This is a genomic window from Citrobacter sp. wls619, assembly GCF_005281345.1.
Classification (GTDB): domain Bacteria; phylum Pseudomonadota; class Gammaproteobacteria; order Enterobacterales; family Enterobacteriaceae; genus Citrobacter.
Window position 1 is genome coordinate 61,944 of sequence record NZ_SZXJ01000060.1, and the last position, 20,966, is coordinate 82,909.

Here is a 20,966-nt window from a genome sequence, read left to right on the forward strand (position 1 = left end):
ACATGCACTGTCGGGCAAAAAAATGAATATCTCGCTGAGAAGGTCGACCCTTGCATTACTCGCGTCATCATTACTATTAACCATTGGACGCGGAGCCACGCTACCATTCATGACGATTTACCTCAGTCGTCAGTATGGCCTGGGTGTCGATCTGATCGGTTATGCAATGACAGTAGCACTGACTATTGGCGTCGTTTTCAGTCTTGGATTCGGCATCCTGGCCGATAAATTTGAAAAAAAACGCTTTATGCTGCTGGCGATTGCGGGCTTTGCTTCCGGCTTTATCGCGATTCCTCTGGTGCATAACGTGGTGGTGGTGGTTCTGCTCTTCGCACTGATCAACTGTGCCTACTCCGTGTTTGCAACCGTGCTGAAAGCCTGGTTTGCCGATAACCTCTCAGCCACCAATAAAACAAAAATTTTCTCACTTAACTACACCGTGCTGAACATCGGCTGGACCGTGGGTCCGCCGTTGGGCACGCTACTGGTTATGCAAAGCATTAACCTGCCGTTCTGGTTGGCGGCCATCTGTTCAGCCTTCCCGCTGGTGTTTATCCAGACATGGGTAAAACGCTCCGCAATCCCCTCTGAAGGTTTGAACGCGACAGTATGGTCACCCTCGGTTCTGCTGCGCGATAAAGCATTATGCTGGTTTACGTTGTCTGCTTTTCTGGCCTCGTTTGTCAGTGGGGCATTTGCATCCTGTATTTCTCAGTACGTGATGGTGGTTGCCGATGGCGATTTTGCTGAGAAAGTGGTGGCGGTCGTACTGCCCGTCAACGCGGCCATTGTGGTATCGCTGCAATATGCTGTCGGACGCAGACTGACGTCTGCAAACATCCGCCCGCTGATGGCCGCAGGTACACTGTTTTTTGTTATCGGTCTGGTCGGTTTTACCTTCTCTGGCAACAGCCTGCTGTTCTGGGGGATTTCAGCCGCCTTTTTCACCATTGGCGAGGTCATCTACGCGCCGGGTGAATACATGCTGATCGACAACATTGCACCGGCAGGCATGAAAGCCAGTTACTTTTCCGCCCAGTCACTGGGCTGGCTTGGCGCGGCGGTAAACCCATTAGTCAGCGGGGTCATCCTGACCACACTGCCCCCCTGGTCGCTGTTTGTCGCGCTAATGGTGGCGATTATCCTTGCCTGGGCGTTAATGATAAAAGGCATGCGCGCCAAACCCTGGAGCCAGCCGGCAGTCTGCTGAACATTACGGCGACAGTGCCAAAACGGCGCTGTCGCCTGATTCAGATGGCAACCAACCCACGCACCCCTTCTGCTGCCATGTTTTCACCTGATCCGCGTTGAATAATGCTTCCTCGCGACATTAACAGATATTTGTCCGCAAGCTGTTCGGCAAAATCATAAAACTGCTCCACCAGCAATATGGCCATGTCACCACGATGGGCCAGTTGGCTGATAACCAGGCCAATCTCCTTAATCACCGAAGGCTGGATCCCCTCTGTTGGTTCATCGAGGATCAACAACTGCGGGCGACTGGCCAGCGCCCGGCCAATAGCTAACTGTTGCTGTTGCCCGCCCGATAAATCACCGCCCCGCCGGTATTTCATCTCCTGTAATACCGGAAACAACGCATAAATTTCTTCCGGTACACGTTTTGCCTGTTGTGCTGAAAACCGGGAGAGTCCCAACAGCAGATTTTCTTCCACCGTCAGGCGAGGAAAAATATCGCGCCCCTGCGGCACATACGCTACGCCTGCCTGCACCCGCTGATGTGGCTTACGGTGAGTCATGTTTTTACCCTGCCAGATAACGCTGCCGCTGCGGGTTGGAATCAGCCCCATCAGGCACTTCAGCAGTGTCGTTTTGCCAACCCCATTACGCCCCAGCAGACATGTTACTTCACCGATACGCGCCTCAAAACTCACGCCGCGCAGGATATGGCTGCCGCCATAGTATTGATTTAGTTCATTTACCTGTAGCATCAGCCCCCCTTAGCGTCCGAGATACACTTCAATCACCTGCTCGTTGGCCTGAACATCACGCAGGCTCCCCTCGGCCAGCACCCGCCCCTGGTGCAATACCGTGACGTGATCGGCAATGCTCTCAACAAACCCCATATCGTGCTCAACCACCATCAGAGAATGCTTTCCGGCAAGCTGGCGAAACAGTTCAGCGGTGTATTCCGTCTCGGCATCCGTCATCCCGGCAGCCGGTTCATCCAGTAGCAGCAAATGCGGCTCCTGCACCAGCAACATACCAATCTCCAGAAATTGTTTCTGTCCATGGGAAAGGCGTCCGGCACGACGGGCGCGTTCGTTACTCAGTCGCAACAGCGTCAACATGTCATCGATGCGATCCCGTTGTTCTCCCGATAAACACGCGCGTAAGGAACCCCAAACGGATTTATCATTTTTCATCGCCAACTCGAGGTTCTCCTCCACCGTCAGCGCTTCAAATACGGTCGGTTTCTGAAATTTGCGACCAATGCCCCGGCGAGCAATGCCGATGGCGTCGAGTGCTGTTAAATCAATGGATTGATCGTAAATCGCCTGCCCACTTTGCGGTTTTGTTTTGCCGGTGATGACATCCATCAGGGTGGTTTTTCCCGCGCCATTGGGTCCAATAACGCAGCGTAACTCTCCAACCCCAATATTGAGCGTCAAATCCGTTAGCGCCTGGAAACCATCAAAGTTAACGTTTATTTTTTCCAGTTGGAGCACCGGATCGGTTTGATTGCGAAAACGATCGCCTGGCATATGGCGGGTAAAAAGCCCTTCATCTGGCTGCATTATTTGTCTCCCTTGCGAAACAGACCAATCACGCCGCGAGGCAAAAACAGCGTAACGCCAATAAAAATCAGGCCGAGAAACAGTTGCCAGTATTCCGGCATGATGACGGTAAACCAGCTTTTAGCGCCGTTCACCAGCACCGCGCCAAACACCGGGCCAATCAACGTACCGCGCCCACCCAGTGCGACCCAAATCGCGGCTTCAATTGAGTTGGTGGGTGACATTTCGCTGGGGTTAATGATGCCCACCTGCGGAACATACAACGCCCCCGCCAGTCCGCACAGGACGGCGGAGAGCGTCCACACCAGGAGTTTGAAGCCCTTTGGGTCATATCCGCAGAACATCAACCTGTTTTCAGCGTCGCGAACGGCAGTCAAAATACGGCCAAATTTACTGCGAGCCAGCACCCACCCGAGCCACAGCGCCACAACCAGCAGCACAACGGTCGCCAGGAACAACGCGATACGCGTCGTGGTCGCCGTCACCGAAAATCCCAGAATGGTGGTAAAACCGGTAAATCCGTTATTACCGCCAAACCCGGTTTCGTTACGGAAGAACAACAACATGCCGGCAAAAGTCAGCGCCTGTGTCATGATGGAAAAGTAGACGCCTTTGATTTTTGAGCGGAAGGCAAACCAGCCAAACACCAATGCCAGTAAACCAGGCACCATAACAACCAGCGCCATCGCCCAAAGAAAGTGCTGCGTTCCCCACCAGAACCACGGAAGTTCAGTCCACGACAGGAACGACATAAACGCGGGCACCTCTTCACCAGACGCCTGGCGCATCAGGTACATTCCCATCGCATAACCACCCAGCGCAAAGAAAATACCGTGGCCTAGCGACAGCATTCCGGCATACCCCCACACCAGATCCAAAGCAACGGCCACAATGGCATAACAGAGAATTTTCCCGACCAGTGTCAGCGTCCAGACAGATATCGCCAGCGGATGATCCGCAGGCAGCAGCGCGAGAAATGGCAGAATAATCAGTGCCAGCAGTAAAGCCAGCCCCAGCACACTGGTAATACGCGGCGCTTTGCGCGCCAGCGTTAATGTCATTGGCATCGTCATCAGTCAATGACCCTCCCTTTTAGCGCAAACAGCCCCTGCGGACGTTTTTGAATAAACAGAATAATCAGCACCAGAATCATAATTTTGCCGAGAACGGCCCCAACCTGCGGTTCGAGGATCTTGTTGAAAATCCCCAACCCAAACGCTGCCGCGACGCTCCCGGCAAGCTGTCCAACGCCGCCCAGCACCATCACCAAAAATGAATCAATGATGTAGCTTTGCCCCAGTTCTGGCCCCACGTTGCCCAACTGCGACAGCGCCACGCCTCCCAGTCCGGCAATGCCGGACCCAAGACCAAATGCCAACATATCCACGCGCCCCGTGGGAACACCGCAGCAATCTGCCATGCTGCGGTTTTGTGTCACCGCCCGCACGCGCATACCCAGACGGGTTTTATTCAGCAACAACCAGGTGAAAAACAGCACCAGAATGGCAAATCCCAGCACCACAATCCGGTTCCAGGACAAAATCAGATTGGCATAGACCTGAATACCTCCCGACAGCCATGCCGGGTTGGCAACCTCAAGGTTTTGCGCACCAAAGGTCATACGCACCAACTGGATCAGCATCAGGCTAATCCCCCAGGTTGCCAGTAGCGTTTCAAGTGGGCGTCCGTACAAATGGCGAATCACTCCGCGCTCCAGCAGCATTCCAATCGTGGCGGTCAGCAAGAAGGCAACCGGCAGTGCAATCAGCGGATAAAAGGCTAACCACTGCGGGAAAAACTGGCTCATCAGCTGTTGCACTATCCATGTACAGTAAGCGCCAAGCATCAGCATTTCACCGTGCGCCATATTAATGACGCCGAGCAGCCCGTAGGTAATGGCCAGCCCAAGCGCTGCCAGCAATAAAATAGACCCCAGCGATAATCCCATAAACGCCTGGCCAAGCAGCTCTCCAATTTTCATTCGATGTCCGATGGTATTCAGGCTTTCGCTGGCGGCAGCGCGTACGCGTGCATCGGGTTCATGTTCCAGCTGGGTGAAGGGCTGTAATCGCGCCTGTGTTTCAGGATCATTGGATGCACCCAGCAATTCGATGGCCTGGCGCCTGACATCGGGCGAAGTACTGCTCAGTTGCAGATTTGCCAGAGCAGCCGCCAGGGCGGATTTCACGCCAGCATCCGTCTCCTGCATTAGCCTGTGCTGCAAAAATGGCAACATGTCTGGCAGTGCCTCACGTTGTAATGTCCGGGCGGCAGCCACTCTCAAAGTGACACTGTCACTTAAAAGTTGATGAATAGCCAATGTGCCAGCCACCAGATTACGCAGGCGGTTAGTCAGGCGGATTTTTTTTAATTCGCCACTGGGCGCGCTGGCCGCCCCCAGTGATTGCACATGCGAACCGTTCATCGTGAATGCATTTTTAACGCCATCGGTCAGCAGGTTTTCGCCACTCAGGGCCTTCAGCAAAGGTAAACGCTGCACATCGGGGTTAATCGCCCATTGTTCCAGTAATGTCGCCTGCTGTGTCCGACTGGCCGCAGCGAAAGTATCGGCATCTGTTGCCTGCGCTATCCACGGCAAAAGCCACGTCAGCAACAACACGCCACGAATAAAGCGCATGGCTTTCATGATAGCGTTCTCCAAAATTGGGCCCTCCCACAGGAGGGCGTAAGATCAGTTGCTGGCGGTTTTGACGGGTTGTTCAGATTTTTTATCATTCCCGGCGATATACGGACTCCACGGTTGGGCACGGACCGGGGCATCCGTTTGCCATACCACGTTAAACTGACCGTTACTTTCAATTTCGCCGATCATGACGGGTTTATGCAGGTGATGGTTCGTTGCATCCATTGTCAGCGTAAAGCCAGAAGGTGCAGCGAATGATTGCCCCGACATGGCTGCGCGAACTTTATCGACGTCCGTCGTTCCGGCTTTTTCAACAGCCTGCGCCCACATGTGCAGGCCAACATACGTGGCTTCCATCGGATCGTTTGTGACCACAGAATCAGCATTCGGCAGTTTGTGCGCTTTCGCATAGGCGCGATAATCAGCGATAAATTGCTTATTGGTGGCATTATCAACGGATTCAAAATAGTTCCAGGCCGCAAGATTGCCTACCAGAGGTTTGGTATCAATACCGCGTAACTCCTCTTCTCCAACAGAGAACGCAACAACCGGAACATCGGTCGCTTTCAGGCCCTGGTTTGCCAGCTCTTTATAGAACGGAACGTTAGAGTCGCCATTAATGGTAGATACCACCGCCGTTTTCCCTCCGGCGGAGAATTTTTTGATGCTGGCGACGATGGTCTGGTAATCGCTGTGGCCAAACGGGGTATAGACCTCTTCAATGTCTTTATCCGCGACGCCTTTTGAATGCAGCCAGGCACGGAGAATTTTATTGGTTGTTCGCGGATAGACGTAGTCGGTGCCCAGCAGGAAGAAACGTTTTGCACTGCCACCGTCTTCACTCATCAAATACTCAACCGCCGGAATGGCCTGCTGATTGGGCGCAGCACCGGTATAGAAAACGTTAGGTGACATCTCTTCACCTTCGTACTGCACGGGATAAAACAATAGACCGTTTAACTCTTCAAATACCGGCAGGACAGATTTGCGCGAAACTGATGTCCAGCAACCAAAAACCACCGCCACTTTGTCCTGGCTTAGCAACTGACGGGCTTTTTCGGCAAACAGCGGCCAGTTTGACGCCGGATCAACTACTACCGGCTCCAGTTTTTTTCCCAGTACACCGCCTTTGGCGTTGATCTCATCAATGGTCATCAACGCCACATCCTTCAGCGGTGTTTCAGAAATAGCCATTGTCCCGGACAACGAATGCATGATGCCAACTTTAATGGTGTCGGCAGCCTGAACGCTAAAACTCATCCCCATAGCCACAACAGAGGCCGAAAGAGCAAAGGCTTTTAATAATGTACGACGCTGCATAGTTTCACTCCTGAAAGTAGACTTGCTGAAAGCTCCGGTGCAGCCGGACAGACAAAACGGTGCAAATTAAGGGTGTTCAGAAGGGATAAGGCAAAAACGGTGCCAGATATAAAAACAGCAGATAATTCAATAAATTATAAATATCGCCAATAAAATGCAGATAAAAGAATGCGTCGTCATAACGGCAAGAGAGAAAAATTGAACCACCATGACGCGGTGTTGCATTATAAACGTGCAACATCATGTGTCCGGACAACCTGGCAGCTACAGCGGATGACAGGATAAAATTGTGATTATTTGCCGATGGAGACGCCTGTTTGGTCACTATTATTTATTTTCTTCGACGAGAAAAAGCCATAACTTTACATTTCAGACGAAATAATCACACAGTTCACTCTTTGTTTAAGTTCGAATTGCTACTATAGTCATTAACGAGGTGAAATTAAGGTAAGAGAGGAAACTCATAGATAAAGGAGCATTTACTATGCTAGGTAATATGAATATTTTTATGGCTGTTCTGGGAATTATTTTATTTTCCGGTTTCCTGGCCGCGTATTTTAGCCACAGATGGGATGATTGATGAACGGAGATAATCCTGCGCCGAACCGGCCCCTTGTCGCGTAACTGCACAAGGGGCCATTTTTTTACCTGCTTCCCTTCCCTGAATCATTTCTCTGAATTACAGGTAAAAAAAACCGCCGGAAAACCAGCGGTAAATGCTTGCATGGATAGATTTGTGTTTTGCTTTATACGTTATCTGGCAATTCCCTGCGAAGATAACGAATAGTCGGCTAACATATCACCGACAACCACAATGGAAGTTAAACGAAACGTAACTACAGCCGATCTGCGCTGATAAAATTCACGCTCTGACGAGCAGTGTCGGTTGATCATTGATGCCAACTAACGTGATTTTCTCTTTTTCATTCATAAATATGCAGCGATTTCTGCCGGTCTGCTTCCCTTCATACATGGCTCTGTCAGCACGCCCAAGACCGTTGTCCAGCGTTTCACCCTGTTGAACTCTGGTAATGCCAGCCGTTACCGTTATGCCGATTTCGCCTTCTGGATAAGGGATTTTTTTCTGGCCAATCAGATGACAAAGACGCAACCCTGCCTGGCATGCCTGCTCGTCCGTTTTGGTGCGGATGATGACAATAAATTCCTCACCACCATAGCGATAAGCAACCTCATCATATCGCGTCCATGATAATAAATTTGACGCCAGACTGCGCAATACCATGTCACCAACCAGATGCCCGTAGGTATCATTAACATGTTTAAAACGATCGATATCCAGCAACAATATGTACAGGTTAAGCGGCTCAGCATCGAGTAGCTGCTGGTCAAACGACTCATCGAGCATTCTTCTGCCAGGCAAACCTGTTAGCACATCAATATTACTGCGAATAGTCAGTAAATATATTTTGTAGTCCATGACCGCAGACGTAAATGCCAGTAACGCATCCTGGAAACTGTCGAAATGCCATGAATGGCTACGCTCTTCCACGATAGCCAAGAGCAATTCCTTGCCTAACAAATGCATTTTCTCATGTGTCGAGTTAATCTTACTGACATAACTACATTCATCATCATCGTGCTGTGGATGGTCTTTGAGCCACTGGCCAAATTGACAAACAACGTGAGAGTCGTCGCCAGAAATATCAGGCTGAGTAACGTCTGATGACACCACACAGCGGAACATTTTCACTAGCCACTTATAATGAGCATCAATTGATTTGTTAAGTTCGATTAAAATTGCATCTATTTCCTGTGTTCTTCTGATCATCACGGTTTCCTTCCCTGTATGAACATTTAGACATGGGTATTTTAGCGCCCAAAAGGAAAATTTATGTAAATTTTTTAATAGAAATTAATATTAAGGAAAGAAAATAAAGATTACTTCGCATGATAATAAATTAAATTGAAATAAAAATAACCATGATAATCAATGCAATAGAATGAATGTGATTATTCTTATCTTATATTTAATGAAACAAAACACGTCTAAGTCAAATCGCAAAAAAGACGATAATATTAACCGCATGAAATGTGATTAAGAATCAACCATTACCTTAACGGTGTTAGAGAGAAATTACTGCTATGGTTTCCAATTAATCAGCATCGGTTCCAGGAATGTTCCCAAAATAGTTGCTTCATTCGCTACATTGTGTTCTCGTCTGCTGACGGTTCAGTTTATTTGGTGCTATGTTGGCGTGAGCTGCAATCAGGAGATGATATGTTTTCTTTTCTCAAAACCCTTCACCGTCTCATCACCACACAACAAAAGACAGAAGAGTCGAACGATCAATACTCGAACGAGCAACTCATTCAATGGGCTACAGGCTGCATGCTGGAAGGGCTTCCCGATGATTTTTATCAGGCCCGGCTATTGTGCATAAAATCCCCTGACCCTAAAAATCCTGAGGGTTCGATAGTCAACGTCAATCATGACGTCATGCTCACATCTGAATCCGAATATGAACAATTTCAACCTGCTGATTTTCTTTACCCCACACAATGTCTGGAAATGATCCTTGATGGTAAGGAATGGCATCAGGCCACCATCATTTTCAACAAAGATAACGCATCGTTTAAATGGGAGTAGCTTCGCGGTAAAGAATCTGCCCGCCCATACCTGAAATCAGCTTACCTACCCGAATATAATCCTTATAGAATAAAGCGGGCGCATCATCCCAGTGGCAGAGCGCGATTTCGCGCTTCAGATATGTGTCATAGTAGATAATCAGTTATCAATCCGTTTTTTTTAAAGAAATTTCTCATTCTGCCGATTTAACATTAGGGTCTGTATATATGGCCGGGTCGTGTATGCCGCCACCCAACGGATTAAAACGGATTAACTTCAAAGGATTCTGCATGTCTGCCGCTATTGAGACCTCCGGACAGGTCTACAAGAAAATCTCACAAGAAGTTGGACGCATTCTCGATAATCTTACTAAGCCTGTAACCGACACTGCGCTAAAGAAAGCCAACGACCAAGCCCGTCTTCAACTTGAAAGTTTCCAGACACGGTTAAATGAAGCCATCGAAAGCTTGAGCGCGAATGCTGAGTGGGAGACGTTTACTATCGCCTTCTACGGCGAAACAAACGCCGGAAAATCAACCGTTATTGAAGCACTGCGCATCCTGCTTAAGGAAGAATCTAAACTCGCCAGACAAGATGCTTTTCGCAAGTTTCAGCAACAACATAATCTCTCGCCTGAGATTCTTGAGAACAACGAACGGCTGTTGAAAGACAATGAGACCCGGACCGAGGCCCTTAGCCGGGCTATAGCAGAATTACGAGGAAGCTATGCTGCGCGGGAAGCTGAACTTGAGAAAGAATTGTCGCTACTGAGCACGCTTATTGAAGATCAGAAAAAGCATTGGTCCGCAATACGTCGGCTGATAGCCCTATACATTCTATCCCCAGAGCAAAAACAACAACAACAGCTGAGGAAGCGACAACTGGCATTGGACGCTGAAATTAGTCAGGCAACACAGTCCTTAACAAGCCAGCAAGCGGAATGCGACAGAGAGCGGCAGACGATTATAGAGCTACGGGCAAGAGTGGAGAACCAACTTGGCGAACTAAACGCGCTGGCGGATGGTGAAATCATCGGCACTGGTCTGTCAGACTTCACTCTGGACGCCACTCTTTATCCTTTCGAAGCACATGGCCAGCGTTTTGCTCTACTGGATATTCCTGGTATTGAAGGTAAAGAGAGCAAGGTGCTCGAACAAATTAAGCGAGCGGTCGAGAAAGCGCATGCGGTGTTTTATGTAACCAGCAAAGCAACTGCACCGCAGAAAGGTGATGAAGAAAATCCCGGAACACTGGAGAAAATTAAATCACACCTTAATGCGCAGACCGAGGTCTGGACATTGTTTAATAAGCGTGTGACAAATGCGATGAGTCTTAACAAACCCTTGGTGAATGAGGATGAAGCGCAGAGTATCAAGGATCTTAATGAAAAAATGCGCGAACAACTGGGTGACAACTATCGAGATACGCTGGTTGTCAGCGCCATGCCAGGGTTTCTCAGTGTGGCTGAACATTTGGTGCCTGGCGGGTCGTACATTAAAAGCCGCGATAAATTTCTAAAATCCTTTACCAGAGAACAGTTACTTGAGAAAACGGGCGTTGCGGAACTTGCGCGCGTATTAACACAGCAGCTCGTGACCGACAGCAAAGAAAAAATTACCCGCTCAAACACCCAAAAAACTCGCGTTGTGCTGGATGATATTGCAGCACAAGTGACTACGCTGCAACAGGACACCTATGCCGGGCTTGCCAGTCAGTTCAGTGATAAAAAAGACAGTGCGCATAAGCAGCTTGACCTTGCTCTGAAGTCACTGTACCAGCGACTGATTGACCGAGCTGATGAGGGAATTAACCAGTTCCGTAATCAGGCACGGGAACAAGTTTATCAGGCCATTGACGGTGACATTAGCACCGACCGTTTTAAAAGTGAGCTGGAGTCTGCCATCAGCAGGGAGCACGGCAAGCTTGAAAAATCCCTCCCAGAAGCACTGAAAAAAGAGCTCGAACGTTTTCAGCTTGAGACTAGCGACATTATTGAGCAATTCCAGCAGCACGCTCACGAGATACTCGACACCTTCGCAAGCCTGCAAAAACATCAGTTCAGTAGCGAGTTTCCACTCACCATTGATATTGATAATGGCATCAAGGTCTCAGGGCTATTGGCATCGCTTGCAGGAGGTGCGCTGCTATTTTGGAACCCTGCGGGATGGCTAGTCCTTGCCCCTGCACTCGCAAGCCTTGCCTTTGCGGCTTACAAGGCGGTGCGCAGCTTTTTCAGCTCCAACTACAAAATGTCGCAACAGAAGCAGTCAGCTGACAAAAATCTCAGCAATGTGGCCGCTCATATGAATGGCGCAATCTTAGAAGGTATCGAAAAGGCCTTCCCTGAACTGAAGAAGAAAATAGCCGAACTCAAAGTAATGTTGGAAGCACCGGTACAGCAGGTATCAAGCATAAATGAGATTTTGACTCAGGCGGCAGCAGCGTTGCGCCTGTTATCTAATGAAATTGATTTTTCTGGAGCTAAGTAATGGAAAAAACGCTTGAGGCTTTTAAAGCGCAACAGTTACGCAATATTTACATTTTGGATGAACTGACTGCATTTCTCGAGCAGGGGGAAAAGGTCGGTGTCCCGGTCGATGTACAACTTATTCATAAAATTGAGGCGGCCAAAGAGAATGCTGCGAATGGGAAATTAAAAATCGCTCTGATCGGAGGTTTTTCCGAAGGTAAAACCTCCATTGCAGCGGCATGGATGGGGCGTCTGGATAAAGCTAGCATGAACATCAGCCATCAGGAGTCATCCAACGAAGTCAAAGTGTACGACGTGGGTTCTGATTTTGTTCTGATCGATACGCCTGGGCTGTTTGGTTTTAAAGAGCAGTTCAATGAGGACACCCGAGCCGTCGAAAAATACAAGGACATGACAAAAAAGTATATCAGCGAGGCACATCTGATCCTCTACGTCATGAACTCCACCAACCCGATTAAAGAAAGCCACAAGGCCGACCTTGAATGGTTGTTCCGCACACTGAACCTGCTCGACCGAACGGTGTTTGTGCTTAGCCGTTTCGATGAGGTAGCTGACGTAGAGGACGAAGAGGATTACACGTCTAATATGCTGGTGAAACGCCAAAATGTGAGTTCTCGCCTTAGTGACCTGATTGCGCTGACCCAGCAGGAACGTGATGCGCTCAGTATTGTTGCTGTTGCGGCCAACCCCTTTGATATGGGAACGGAATATTGGCTGGAGAATCCTGACAAATTCCAGGCCCTTTCCCACATCGTCGAATTGCAGGATGCGACAAGTTACAAAATCGAGCGCAGCGGCGGTGCACTGGCACTGAGTGAAGAGACGAAAAAGAGCGTAATAAAGGATATTTTGTTCCGAAAACTTCCTGAGGCGATCGCTAACGATGATCGAATTAAGAAGGAGGTTGAAGGTCTTTCATCGATGCATACCCGGCTCTCTAAAGAGCTGCTCATGATGCAACGCGACATCACTGACGCCCGCATCAGTTTGAAAACCTTCGTTACTGATTACTTTAAAGATTTGATTTTGAGGGCCAAAGGCCTAAGTCTCGAAACCTATGTGGAATTTTTCGAGAACGAAATAGGCGAAAAAGGCATCGTGATTAATACCCGTCTCGAAAACGAGTTCGATCGTCGTGTCCAGTCCGTTAACAATGCTATCCGGAAAATGCATCTGGGCTACAGTGCGGAGATTAATCATTACAACGGTAATATTGCAGCCATGGGTAAGCAAGGGCTCAATTACATCGTTAAGAGCAATTTCATCAACAGTACAACCGTGATTGCGGCGCGTGATGGCGTGGTAACGGTTGGCAAAATGGCCGGATTAGAACTGGGCAAATTTCTGAAATTTAAGCCCTGGGGTGCCATAAAATTTGCAAAAGGCATGAACGGCGCGCTGGTATTTGTCGGCGTTGCGCTTGAACTCTGGGATACCTATAACCAAGCGAAACGTGAAGAAGAGTTCAAGAAAATGATTGAATCCATGGTGGGAAATTTTAATCAGCAGCGCGAGGGGTTGATTAATACGCTGGAAGAGAGTGATTTTGACCGTAAGCATTTTACCGGCTTCGCAGAGATGCAGGACGAAATGACCAATCTTGAGACAACGATGCAGGCGATCCGCGAGCAACAATCCCTTTTTTCCCGCTGGCGCGCGGATGCGGAAGCGATTGACGCTGAATACACGCGTGCGAACGACTGAGTCTGGAAGAAACCTGGATGGGCACGGAGGGTTGTAATGTGCCTGGCCCAGATACGTATTCAAATGATGCCTTGAAGATGGCGCAGGACTTATTGCTTTAACTTTTAAATGTCTAAATGGATCCTGGCCTTCGCCCTCGCCTTTGCAAGAGGCAGTCGCTAACCACGTTCGCTTCTGGCACAGAGCGGAGGAAGGCCCCCCTGCAAATTTTGCAGAATTTAAGGATTCATTTTAGGGAGGAATTTTGATGAAGAAAAAATCCAGCTAAAAACCGGGCATCGCGCCCGGTTTAACTTTTTGGCTGACAATGTCTTAAGCGCTCAAACCACGGTGTTTGAGCATTGGCTCCATTTTGGGGTCGCGGCCACTCCACTGGCGATAAAGCTCAGCTAAATCAGTGCTGTTACCACGGGACAAAACCGCTTCGCGGAATTTCTGTCCGTTTTCACGAGTCAACCCGCCCTGTTCTACAAACCACTGATAGCCGTCATCGGCCAGCATTTGCGTCCATAAATAAGCGTAATACCCTGCGGCATAACCACCGCCGAAGATATGGGCGAAATAGCTACTGCGATAACGCGGCGGTACAGCCTGCAGATCCAGTCCTTCCGCAGCCAGGGCCTGTTGCTCAAATTCATCGACTGACAGTGATGACACACTCTGCTCCAGGCTGTGCCAGCGCATATCCAGCAATGCAGCGCTGAGAAGCTCCGTCATATCATAACCTTTGTTAAACAAGCTGGCCCGTTGCATCTTCTCCAGCAATGGCTGGGGCATTTTTTCACCCGTTTCAACATGGCGAGCATAACGCGCAAAAACCTGCGGATCACTCGCCCAGTGTTCGTTAATCTGCGACGGGAACTCGACGAAATCACGCGGGGTATTCGTGCCTGACAGCGTTGCATACCGTTGGCTGGCAAACAGACCATGTAACGTGTGTCCGAACTCATGGAACAACGTGATGACATCATCCCACAGCAGCAAGGCGGGTTGGCCCTGAGCAGGTTTCTGATAGTTGCAGACGTTGTAAATGACCGGTCTGGTTTCATTTTGCAGCGATTGCTCAACAAAATTCCCCATCCAGGCACCACCACTTTTTGAGTCACGGGCAAAGAAATCACCATAAAACAGCGCCAGTCCTACGCCATCATGATCGAAAATTTCCCAAACCCGTACATCCGGATGATAAACAGGGATGTCAAAGCGCTCGATGAATTTAATGCCAAACAGTTGGTTTGCTGCCCAGAAAACACCTTCATTCAGCACCGTATCAAGGGCAAAGTAAGGTTTAAGTAGCGCTTCATCAAGAGCATATTTTTCACGGCGTACCTGCTCGGCATAGAATGCCCAGTCCCAGGCCTCAACCTCGAATTCGCCCTGTTGCTGGTTAATCGCTTTCTGAATTTCAGCCTGCTCATTCAGCGCACGTTGACGTGCAGCAGGCACGATCGCCCGCATAAAAGAGAGTGCCGCTGCTGGCGTTTTCGCCATCTGATCGGCAATTTTCCAGGCTGCAAAATTCGCAAAGCCCAGTAATGTTGCCTGCTCTTTGCGGATCTCCACCAGCCGTTTAATGATAGCGCGGGTATCGTTGGCATCATTTTTTTCCGCCCGCGTCCATGCCTGGGTAAACAGGTTTTCTCGTGTCTGTCGATCGCGTAATGCAGCAAGCGCCGGTTGTTGTGTGGTGTTCAATAGTGGGATAACCCAGCGTCCCTCAAGTCCTTTGTCACTGGCGGCTAGCGCCGCAACGGCAATTTCCTCTGCACTAAGTCCGTCAAGTCGCCGGACATCATCCACGACCAGTGCACCTGCTTTGTTCGCCGCCAGCAGACGCTGATTGAACTGACTGGTTAGCGTCGCCGACTCCGTATTTAGCGCTTTCAGGCGCGCTTTGTCGGCGTCATTAAGACGCGCACCTGCCAACACAAAGCGTTGGTGAACCACCTCCAACAGACGCAATGACTCACCTTCCAGCTCCAGCGAAGAGCGTTGCTGCCAGACGGCATCTATACGCGCAAAAAGTGCGTCATTGAGGTAGATATCATTGGCCAGCGCAGCCAGTTCGGCGGAGAAGGCCTCGTCAAGCCGCTGCAGCTCATCGTTGGTATGCGCCGCCGTCATCGCAAAAAAAACGCTGGTGACGCGCGTCAACAACGCCCCACTTTGCTCAAGCGCCAGCAATGTATTTGTGAAATCAGGAGCCTGTTGGTTTTGCACAATCGCCGCTATTTCAGCGCGTTTTTGTTTCACACCTTCATCAAACGCGGGCCGATAATGGCAATCTTCAATCTGATCAAATTGCGGTGCCTGGTAAGGTAATGTGCTGTGGTGCAAAAAAGGATTTGTTAACGACATCTTTTCCTCCTGAAAACGATTTGTTTACTAGAGTAGGCCTCCCAGGATTCGACCGCAATCTCGTTAAGCAGGAATAGCTCTGAACAGAAATGACGTGCTATGGTAGTACTACATAAAAAGCGTTGAGGAACAGTGAGATGATCGTTTTAGTAACCGGAGCAACAGCAGGTTTTGGTGAGTGCATTACGCGTCGTTTTATTGAGAATGGGCATAAAGTTATTGCCACCGGACGCCGCCAGGAACGTCTGCAGGAACTGAAAGATGAACTGGGTAATAATCTGTATACCGCCCAGCTTGACGTACGCAATCGCGCATCCATTGAAGAGATGCTGGACGCCCTGCCCGCCGAATGGCGCAATATCGATATTCTGGTCAACAATGCCGGTCTGGCGCTGGGTCTTGAGCCAGCCCACAAAGCGAATGTTGATGACTGGGAAACCATGATCGATACCAACAACAAAGGCCTGATTTATATGACGCGTGCCGTTCTGCCTGGCATGGTCGAGCGTAACCGCGGCCACATTATTAATATCGGCTCTACCGCCGGTAGTTGGCCTTATGCTGGCGGGAACGTGTATGGTGCAACCAAAGCGTTTGTTCGTCAGTTTAGTCTGAACCTGCGTACAGATTTACACGGCACCGCGATCCGCGTTACCGACATTGAACCCGGACTGGTTGGCGGTACCGAGTTCTCTAATGTGCGTTTCAAAGGCGACGATGATAAAGCAGGTAAAACCTACGAAAATACCACTGCACTGACTCCGCAAGATGTCACTGAAGCCGTATGGTGGGTTGCTTCGTTACCGGCTCATGTCAACATCAATACCCTTGAGATGATGCCAGTCACCCAGTCTTTTGCCGGGCTCAGCGTGCATCGAAGCTAAATGAGATACCCGGCCTTGTGCCGGGTATAGAAAGCGCGCGATAAGTGATAAAATAGCCGGGTTAACTCTCTAATAAGTAAGAATGAATGACCGTAGAAACGCAGCTCAACCCTACACAGCCGGTAAATCAACAGATTTACCGTATTCTTCGCAGCGATATCGTGCATTGCCTGATTGCACCCGGTACGCCATTGTCGGAGAAAGAGGTTTCCGTACGCTTTAACGTGTCTCGCCAGCCGGTACGAGAAGCATTCATCAAACTGGCAGAGAACGGTTTGATTCAGATCCGTCCACAACGTGGCAGTTACGTGAATAAGATCTCGCTGTCGCAGGTGCGAAATGGCTGTTTTGTACGTCAGGCCATTGAGTGTGCCGTAGCCCGCCGCGCCGCCTCGATGATCACCGACAACCAGTGCTATCAACTGGAACAAAACCTGCATCAACAACGCATTGCCATTGACCGTAAGCAGCTCAACGATTTTTTCCAGCTTGATGATGAGTTTCATCAGAAACTGGCATTAATCGCTGATTGCCAGCTTGCCTGGGACACCGTCGAGAATATTAAAGCCACGATTGACCGTGTGCGCTATATGAGTCTGGACCATGTCTCCCCACCTGAAATGCTACTTCGTCAGCACCATGATATCTTTGCAGCGCTGGTAAAACATGATGGCGATGCCGTCGAACACGCAATGAAGCTGCACCTACAGGAAATTAGCGAATCTGTTCAGCTTATTCGTCAGGAAAATAGCGACTGGTTTAGCGAAGACTAATACGTAGCTCACCTCTTACTGAGGTGAGTTTCCCCGAACGATTCCCTCTCCTGCATATCCCCATAAAAAAAGCTGTGATTTTGATCGAAAACAAAAAAAATCATTAACGAGAAGCGTATTTATATTGCGCCCGTTACGTGGGACTAAAAGCCCACGGGCTTTGACGGTAAGTTGGAAAGGAGAAAACACCATGAAAACATACGATCGTAACCGCAACGCAATCACCACTGGCAGCCGTGTCATGATTAGTGACACCGGACTCACCGGCCGCATTACAGCCATTGACACCGATGGCCTGACCGCTGAGCAAATCCGCCGCGGTAAAACAGTGGAAATCGAAGGATGTGAAGGCAAATATGCCCCCCTCGAACTGATTCGTTTAGGCATGAACTAATTGGTGTGAATGCCAAAACAATGCGCCATCTGGCTGTCGTTAAAGCCGGATGGCGACATAAAGCGTTATCTTACTGACTGTAATTTCGCCGCATATTTCGCAACCGTTGCCTTCGCACCTTCCGCCAACAAAGTCAGGTACGCTTCTGTAACCCGCTTTTTAAACAGTTCAATCTGTGGCAGTTCGTTACCAAAAATAGCGTCAATAGCCAATAGCGCCTGCACGCGATCTTCACCTTCGTGACTGTTCTGTACCGCTTTCTGGATCACTGGCAGCAGTGGATCGCTAATTTCAATGGCTTGTCCCTGCTCATCCACACCCCCGACATAGCGCATCCAACCTGCCACACCGAGTGCAAGCAGATCAAAACCACTACCGTGCACGATGTGCCAACGCACAGAGTCAAGCATACGTTGCGGCAGTTTCTGACTACCGTCCATGGCAATCTGCCAGGTACGGTGGCGCAACGCCGGGTTGCTATAGCGGTCAATCAGTGAGTCGGCATAATGCTGGAGATCCACCCCTTTCACTTTTAATGTTGGCGCTTGCTCCTGCAGCATCAAGGCGCGGGCGGCGAGACGATAGTTCTCATCCCCCATGCAGTCGTTGATGTGTTGATATCCTGCCAGGTAGCCGAGGTAAGCAAGGAAAGAGTGGCTGCCGTTAAGCATACGCAACTTCATCTCTTCGAACGGGATAACATCTGCCACCAGTTCAGCCCCGGCTTTTTCCCATTCTGGACGCCCAGCGACAAAGTTATCTTCAATGACCCACTGACGGAACGGTTCGCATGCCACACCCGCCGGATCGCGCACCCCGGTAAGTTGTTCAATTTTGTCCAGCGTATCTGCGGTTACCGCCGGGACAATACGGTCAACCATTGTTGACGGGAACGTCACATGTTGTTCGATCCATGCGGCCAGCTCAGCATCCACCGCGCGTGCATATGCGGTGACAACATTGCGCATCACATGACCGTTTTCGGGCATGTTGTCACAAGACATCACAGTAAACGCACCTAAACCTGCGGCTTTACGGCGTGCAAGTGCTTCAACCACCACACCCGGCGCCGTCTTCGGCTGTTTTGGATTTTGCAGGTCGGCGGCAATCATCGGGTTATCCAACATCAATTGCCCGGTTGCCGGAGAGTGGCAATACCCCTTCTCAGTAATGGTCAGGGAAACGATCGCCACCTGCGGTTCGCACAGCGCGGCCAGTACTGCTTCCAGTCCATCAACCTGCGCATGCAACGCCTTTTTCACCACGCCAACAACTCTTGCGGTCCAGGCATCCGCAGACATTTCCGCAACGGTGTACAGGTTATCTTGCTGTTTCAAATCAGCAATCTGCTGCTCTCCGCCAATCAGGTTTACTTCGCAGTATCCCCAGTCACTATTGTGATCTGCTGCCAGAATGTCAGCGTATACCCCCTGGTGTGCGCGGTGGAAAGCACCGAACCCCAGGTGAACAATACGCGGAACCAATTTTGTACGATCGTAGCCAGGAAGTGCAGCCTTTGCCGCTAAGAGCTTGTTTTGCATTGTATGACCTACTTATCAATGAAATCAGGACTGTCTCAGAGTAACGCCTGTATGGTTGTATGTTTTGATTTGCATTAAACTTTCTATGATTGGTATGACATCATTTATTTAGTTGTGTACCAAAGTCGGTGAATTTGGCGGCATACTGCCGCCAAAGGATATTAATGTTTCTGCCACTGCTGGTATTCGCGCTTAAGTCTTTGCGGAGCGGTTTCCGGCATCATCAACAAACCAATAATTGAGATAACGCCAAGTACAATCACATAGGTTGCAAGTCCATAGTAATGTCCACCTGTTACTTGCAGAATTTTTACTGCTACTAAGCCAAGAATCCCACTGCCTATTAGCGACCCCAGTTGCCAAATTAATGCTATTCCGCTACAGCGAATATGAGTTGGGAAAAGCTCTGGGAAATATGAAGCCTGAGGTGCATAGCACATACTATGCCCAATACTCAGCACCATGATCATTACTATTTGTGTAAGCCAAAAACTATCCTGATTAATCGCAAGGAAGAAAGGAATAATCATAACGACCTGCAGCAACGCACCGATAATATAGACTGGTTTACGTCCAATTTTATCGCATAGCGACCCCATCAACGGTATTGCAATGATTTCTAATATCACCGCAACGATCATTGTCTCCATCAAGATATTAGCATCAAGATTATTTGCCTTACCGTAAGCCAAAACAATCACGGTGAACATTGCAAATGTGCAAGCTTCAATCAGTTTCGCACAGACTCCCTTGACAACAATGCCAGGGAAATCACGGATAACTTCAACGAGTGGACGTGATTCTTCTGCTTTTGTCTCCCTAATCTGAGCAAAGACAGGTGACTCATCAATTTTTAAGCGGATAAACAGCCCAACAATAACCAGTAACAGACTCAACAGGAACGGTATACGCCACCCGTAATCCATCATTGCCTCTGGAGAAAGTGTGGCATTTAACAACGCAAAGAGTGCTAACGGCAGAAGGAAACCAACCGGGGCACCGATTTGAACCCAACTGGAAAAAAATCCACGATGCTTGGGTTCAGAATATTCAGCCGTCATCAGTACTGCGCCGGCTTGCTCTCCTCCGACCCCAAATCCCTGTAATACACGAATAAAAATAAGTAAAGCTGGAGCCCAGACGCCTATTTTCTCATATGTAGGTAATAACCCGATACAGAACGTCCCCAAACCAACAATTAAGATGGTAATAACCAGTGCTTTTTTACGCCCAACCTTATCGCCAATATGACCAAAGACAATTCCTCCTAATGGTCTAGCGAGAAAACCAACAGCATAGGTTGCAAAAGCAGCGAGAGTACTTATTAACGGATCTTCACTTGGGAAAAATAAATGACCAAAAAAGAGTACAGCTGCTGTCCCGTATGCAAAAAAATCATAATACTCAGCAGCAGTACCAATTGCGGATGCTGAAGCTACTCGACGAATAATGGGCTTATTATCTACGTTATTTTTAATATCGACTGAACTAACCATAAGTTTAACCTTCTGTAG

Annotated in this window: 17 protein-coding genes; 8 read left to right on the forward strand and 9 right to left on the reverse strand. The window is 49.2% G+C overall.

What is annotated here, in order from left to right:
• Positions 1 to 22 precede the first annotated feature (22 nt).
• Positions 23 to 1,210 carry an efflux MFS transporter YdeE gene (ydeE, locus tag FDX19_RS13415; protein WP_137383098.1) on the forward strand — a complete coding sequence of 396 codons (1,188 nt, stop codon included), beginning with the start codon at positions 23 to 25 and terminating at the stop codon, positions 1,208 to 1,210.
• A 40-nt stretch (positions 1,211 to 1,250) separates the two neighbouring features.
• Here ydeE and urtE read toward each other — a convergent pair whose 3' ends face one another.
• Genes urtE through urtA form a run of 5 tightly spaced genes read right to left on the reverse strand, consistent with a single transcriptional unit; the run spans position 1,251 to position 6,720 of the window.
• The gene (gene urtE / locus FDX19_RS13420) at positions 1,251 to 1,949 is read right to left on the reverse strand and encodes an urea ABC transporter ATP-binding subunit UrtE (protein ID WP_137383099.1); all 699 of its coding nucleotides are present in this window, start codon (positions 1,947 to 1,949) and stop codon (positions 1,251 to 1,253) included.
• Between the two features lie 9 nt (positions 1,950 to 1,958).
• On the reverse strand, positions 1,959 to 2,756 hold the full coding sequence (gene urtD, locus FDX19_RS13425; RefSeq protein WP_137383100.1) for an urea ABC transporter ATP-binding protein UrtD: 798 nt from the start codon (positions 2,754 to 2,756) through the stop codon (positions 1,959 to 1,961).
• On the reverse strand, positions 2,756 to 3,829 hold the full coding sequence (gene urtC / locus FDX19_RS13430) for an urea ABC transporter permease subunit UrtC (RefSeq protein ID WP_137383101.1): 1,074 nt from the start codon (positions 3,827 to 3,829) through the stop codon (positions 2,756 to 2,758). The genes urtD and urtC overlap by 1 nt, the downstream gene beginning before the upstream one ends.
• Positions 3,829 to 5,403, reverse strand: a complete 1,575-nt coding sequence (gene urtB, locus FDX19_RS13435) for an urea ABC transporter permease subunit UrtB (RefSeq protein WP_137383117.1) — start codon at positions 5,401 to 5,403, stop codon at positions 3,829 to 3,831. Before urtB ends, urtC begins: the two co-directional genes overlap by 1 nt.
• A gap of 45 nt (positions 5,404 to 5,448) precedes the next feature.
• Positions 5,449 to 6,720 carry an urea ABC transporter substrate-binding protein gene (urtA, locus tag FDX19_RS13440; protein WP_137383102.1) on the reverse strand — a complete coding sequence of 424 codons (1,272 nt, stop codon included), beginning with the start codon at positions 6,718 to 6,720 and terminating at the stop codon, positions 5,449 to 5,451.
• Positions 6,721 to 7,204: 484 nt separating this feature from the next.
• Here urtA and mgtS point away from each other — a divergent pair, with 484 nt between their 5' ends.
• Positions 7,205 to 7,300 (forward strand): protein MgtS, encoded by a 96-nt coding sequence (mgtS, locus tag FDX19_RS13445; RefSeq protein WP_003032406.1) that lies wholly within the window; start codon positions 7,205 to 7,207, stop codon positions 7,298 to 7,300.
• A 282-nt stretch (positions 7,301 to 7,582) separates the two neighbouring features.
• On the opposite strand, the gene FDX19_RS13450 is transcribed toward mgtS, so the two are convergent.
• Entirely contained in the window at positions 7,583 to 8,509 is a 927-nt protein-coding gene (locus FDX19_RS13450; protein ID WP_137383103.1) for a diguanylate cyclase, read from the reverse strand.
• Between the two features lie 450 nt (positions 8,510 to 8,959).
• On the opposite strand from FDX19_RS13450, the gene FDX19_RS13455 reads away from it, so the two are divergent.
• From FDX19_RS13455 to FDX19_RS13465, 3 genes are all read left to right on the forward strand, one after another.
• Positions 8,960 to 9,328 carry a hypothetical protein gene (locus tag FDX19_RS13455; RefSeq protein WP_137383104.1) on the forward strand — a complete coding sequence of 123 codons (369 nt, stop codon included), beginning with the start codon at positions 8,960 to 8,962 and terminating at the stop codon, positions 9,326 to 9,328.
• A 269-nt stretch (positions 9,329 to 9,597) separates the two neighbouring features.
• Positions 9,598 to 11,796 carry a GTPase gene (locus FDX19_RS13460; RefSeq protein WP_137383105.1) on the forward strand — a complete coding sequence of 733 codons (2,199 nt, stop codon included), beginning with the start codon at positions 9,598 to 9,600 and terminating at the stop codon, positions 11,794 to 11,796.
• Positions 11,796 to 13,502, forward strand: a complete 1,707-nt coding sequence (locus FDX19_RS13465; protein ID WP_137383106.1) for a LeoA/HP0731 family dynamin-like GTPase — start codon at positions 11,796 to 11,798, stop codon at positions 13,500 to 13,502. Before FDX19_RS13460 ends, FDX19_RS13465 begins: the two co-directional genes overlap by 1 nt.
• A gap of 312 nt (positions 13,503 to 13,814) precedes the next feature.
• Here the strand turns inward: FDX19_RS13465 and dcp are convergent, their stop codons facing one another.
• Positions 13,815 to 15,860, reverse strand: coding sequence for a peptidyl-dipeptidase Dcp (gene dcp / locus FDX19_RS13470; protein ID WP_137383107.1), 2,046 nt, complete (start codon positions 15,858 to 15,860; stop codon positions 13,815 to 13,817).
• Positions 15,861 to 15,997: 137 nt separating this feature from the next.
• Here dcp and ydfG point away from each other — a divergent pair, with 137 nt between their 5' ends.
• The 3 genes from ydfG to ydfZ all read left to right on the forward strand — a co-directional run bounded on the left by ydfG (position 15,998) and on the right by ydfZ (position 17,911).
• Positions 15,998 to 16,744 carry a bifunctional NADP-dependent 3-hydroxy acid dehydrogenase/3-hydroxypropionate dehydrogenase YdfG gene (gene ydfG / locus FDX19_RS13475; protein WP_137383108.1) on the forward strand — a complete coding sequence of 249 codons (747 nt, stop codon included), beginning with the start codon at positions 15,998 to 16,000 and terminating at the stop codon, positions 16,742 to 16,744.
• Positions 16,745 to 16,830: 86 nt separating this feature from the next.
• Entirely contained in the window at positions 16,831 to 17,517 is a 687-nt protein-coding gene (locus FDX19_RS13480) for a GntR family transcriptional regulator (protein ID WP_137383109.1), read from the forward strand.
• Positions 17,518 to 17,707: 190 nt separating this feature from the next.
• Positions 17,708 to 17,911, forward strand: a complete 204-nt coding sequence (ydfZ, locus tag FDX19_RS13485) for a putative selenium delivery protein YdfZ (protein ID WP_003032393.1) — start codon at positions 17,708 to 17,710, stop codon at positions 17,909 to 17,911.
• Positions 17,912 to 17,976: 65 nt separating this feature from the next.
• On the opposite strand, the gene FDX19_RS13490 is transcribed toward ydfZ, so the two are convergent.
• Together FDX19_RS13490 and FDX19_RS13495 are read right to left on the reverse strand one after the other, a co-directional pair.
• On the reverse strand, positions 17,977 to 19,452 hold the full coding sequence (locus tag FDX19_RS13490) for a mannitol dehydrogenase family protein (protein ID WP_137383110.1): 1,476 nt from the start codon (positions 19,450 to 19,452) through the stop codon (positions 17,977 to 17,979).
• Positions 19,453 to 19,613: 161 nt separating this feature from the next.
• Positions 19,614 to 20,948 (reverse strand): MFS transporter, encoded by a 1,335-nt coding sequence (locus FDX19_RS13495; RefSeq protein ID WP_137383111.1) that lies wholly within the window; start codon positions 20,946 to 20,948, stop codon positions 19,614 to 19,616.
• Between the last annotated feature and the right edge of the window lie 18 nt (positions 20,949 to 20,966).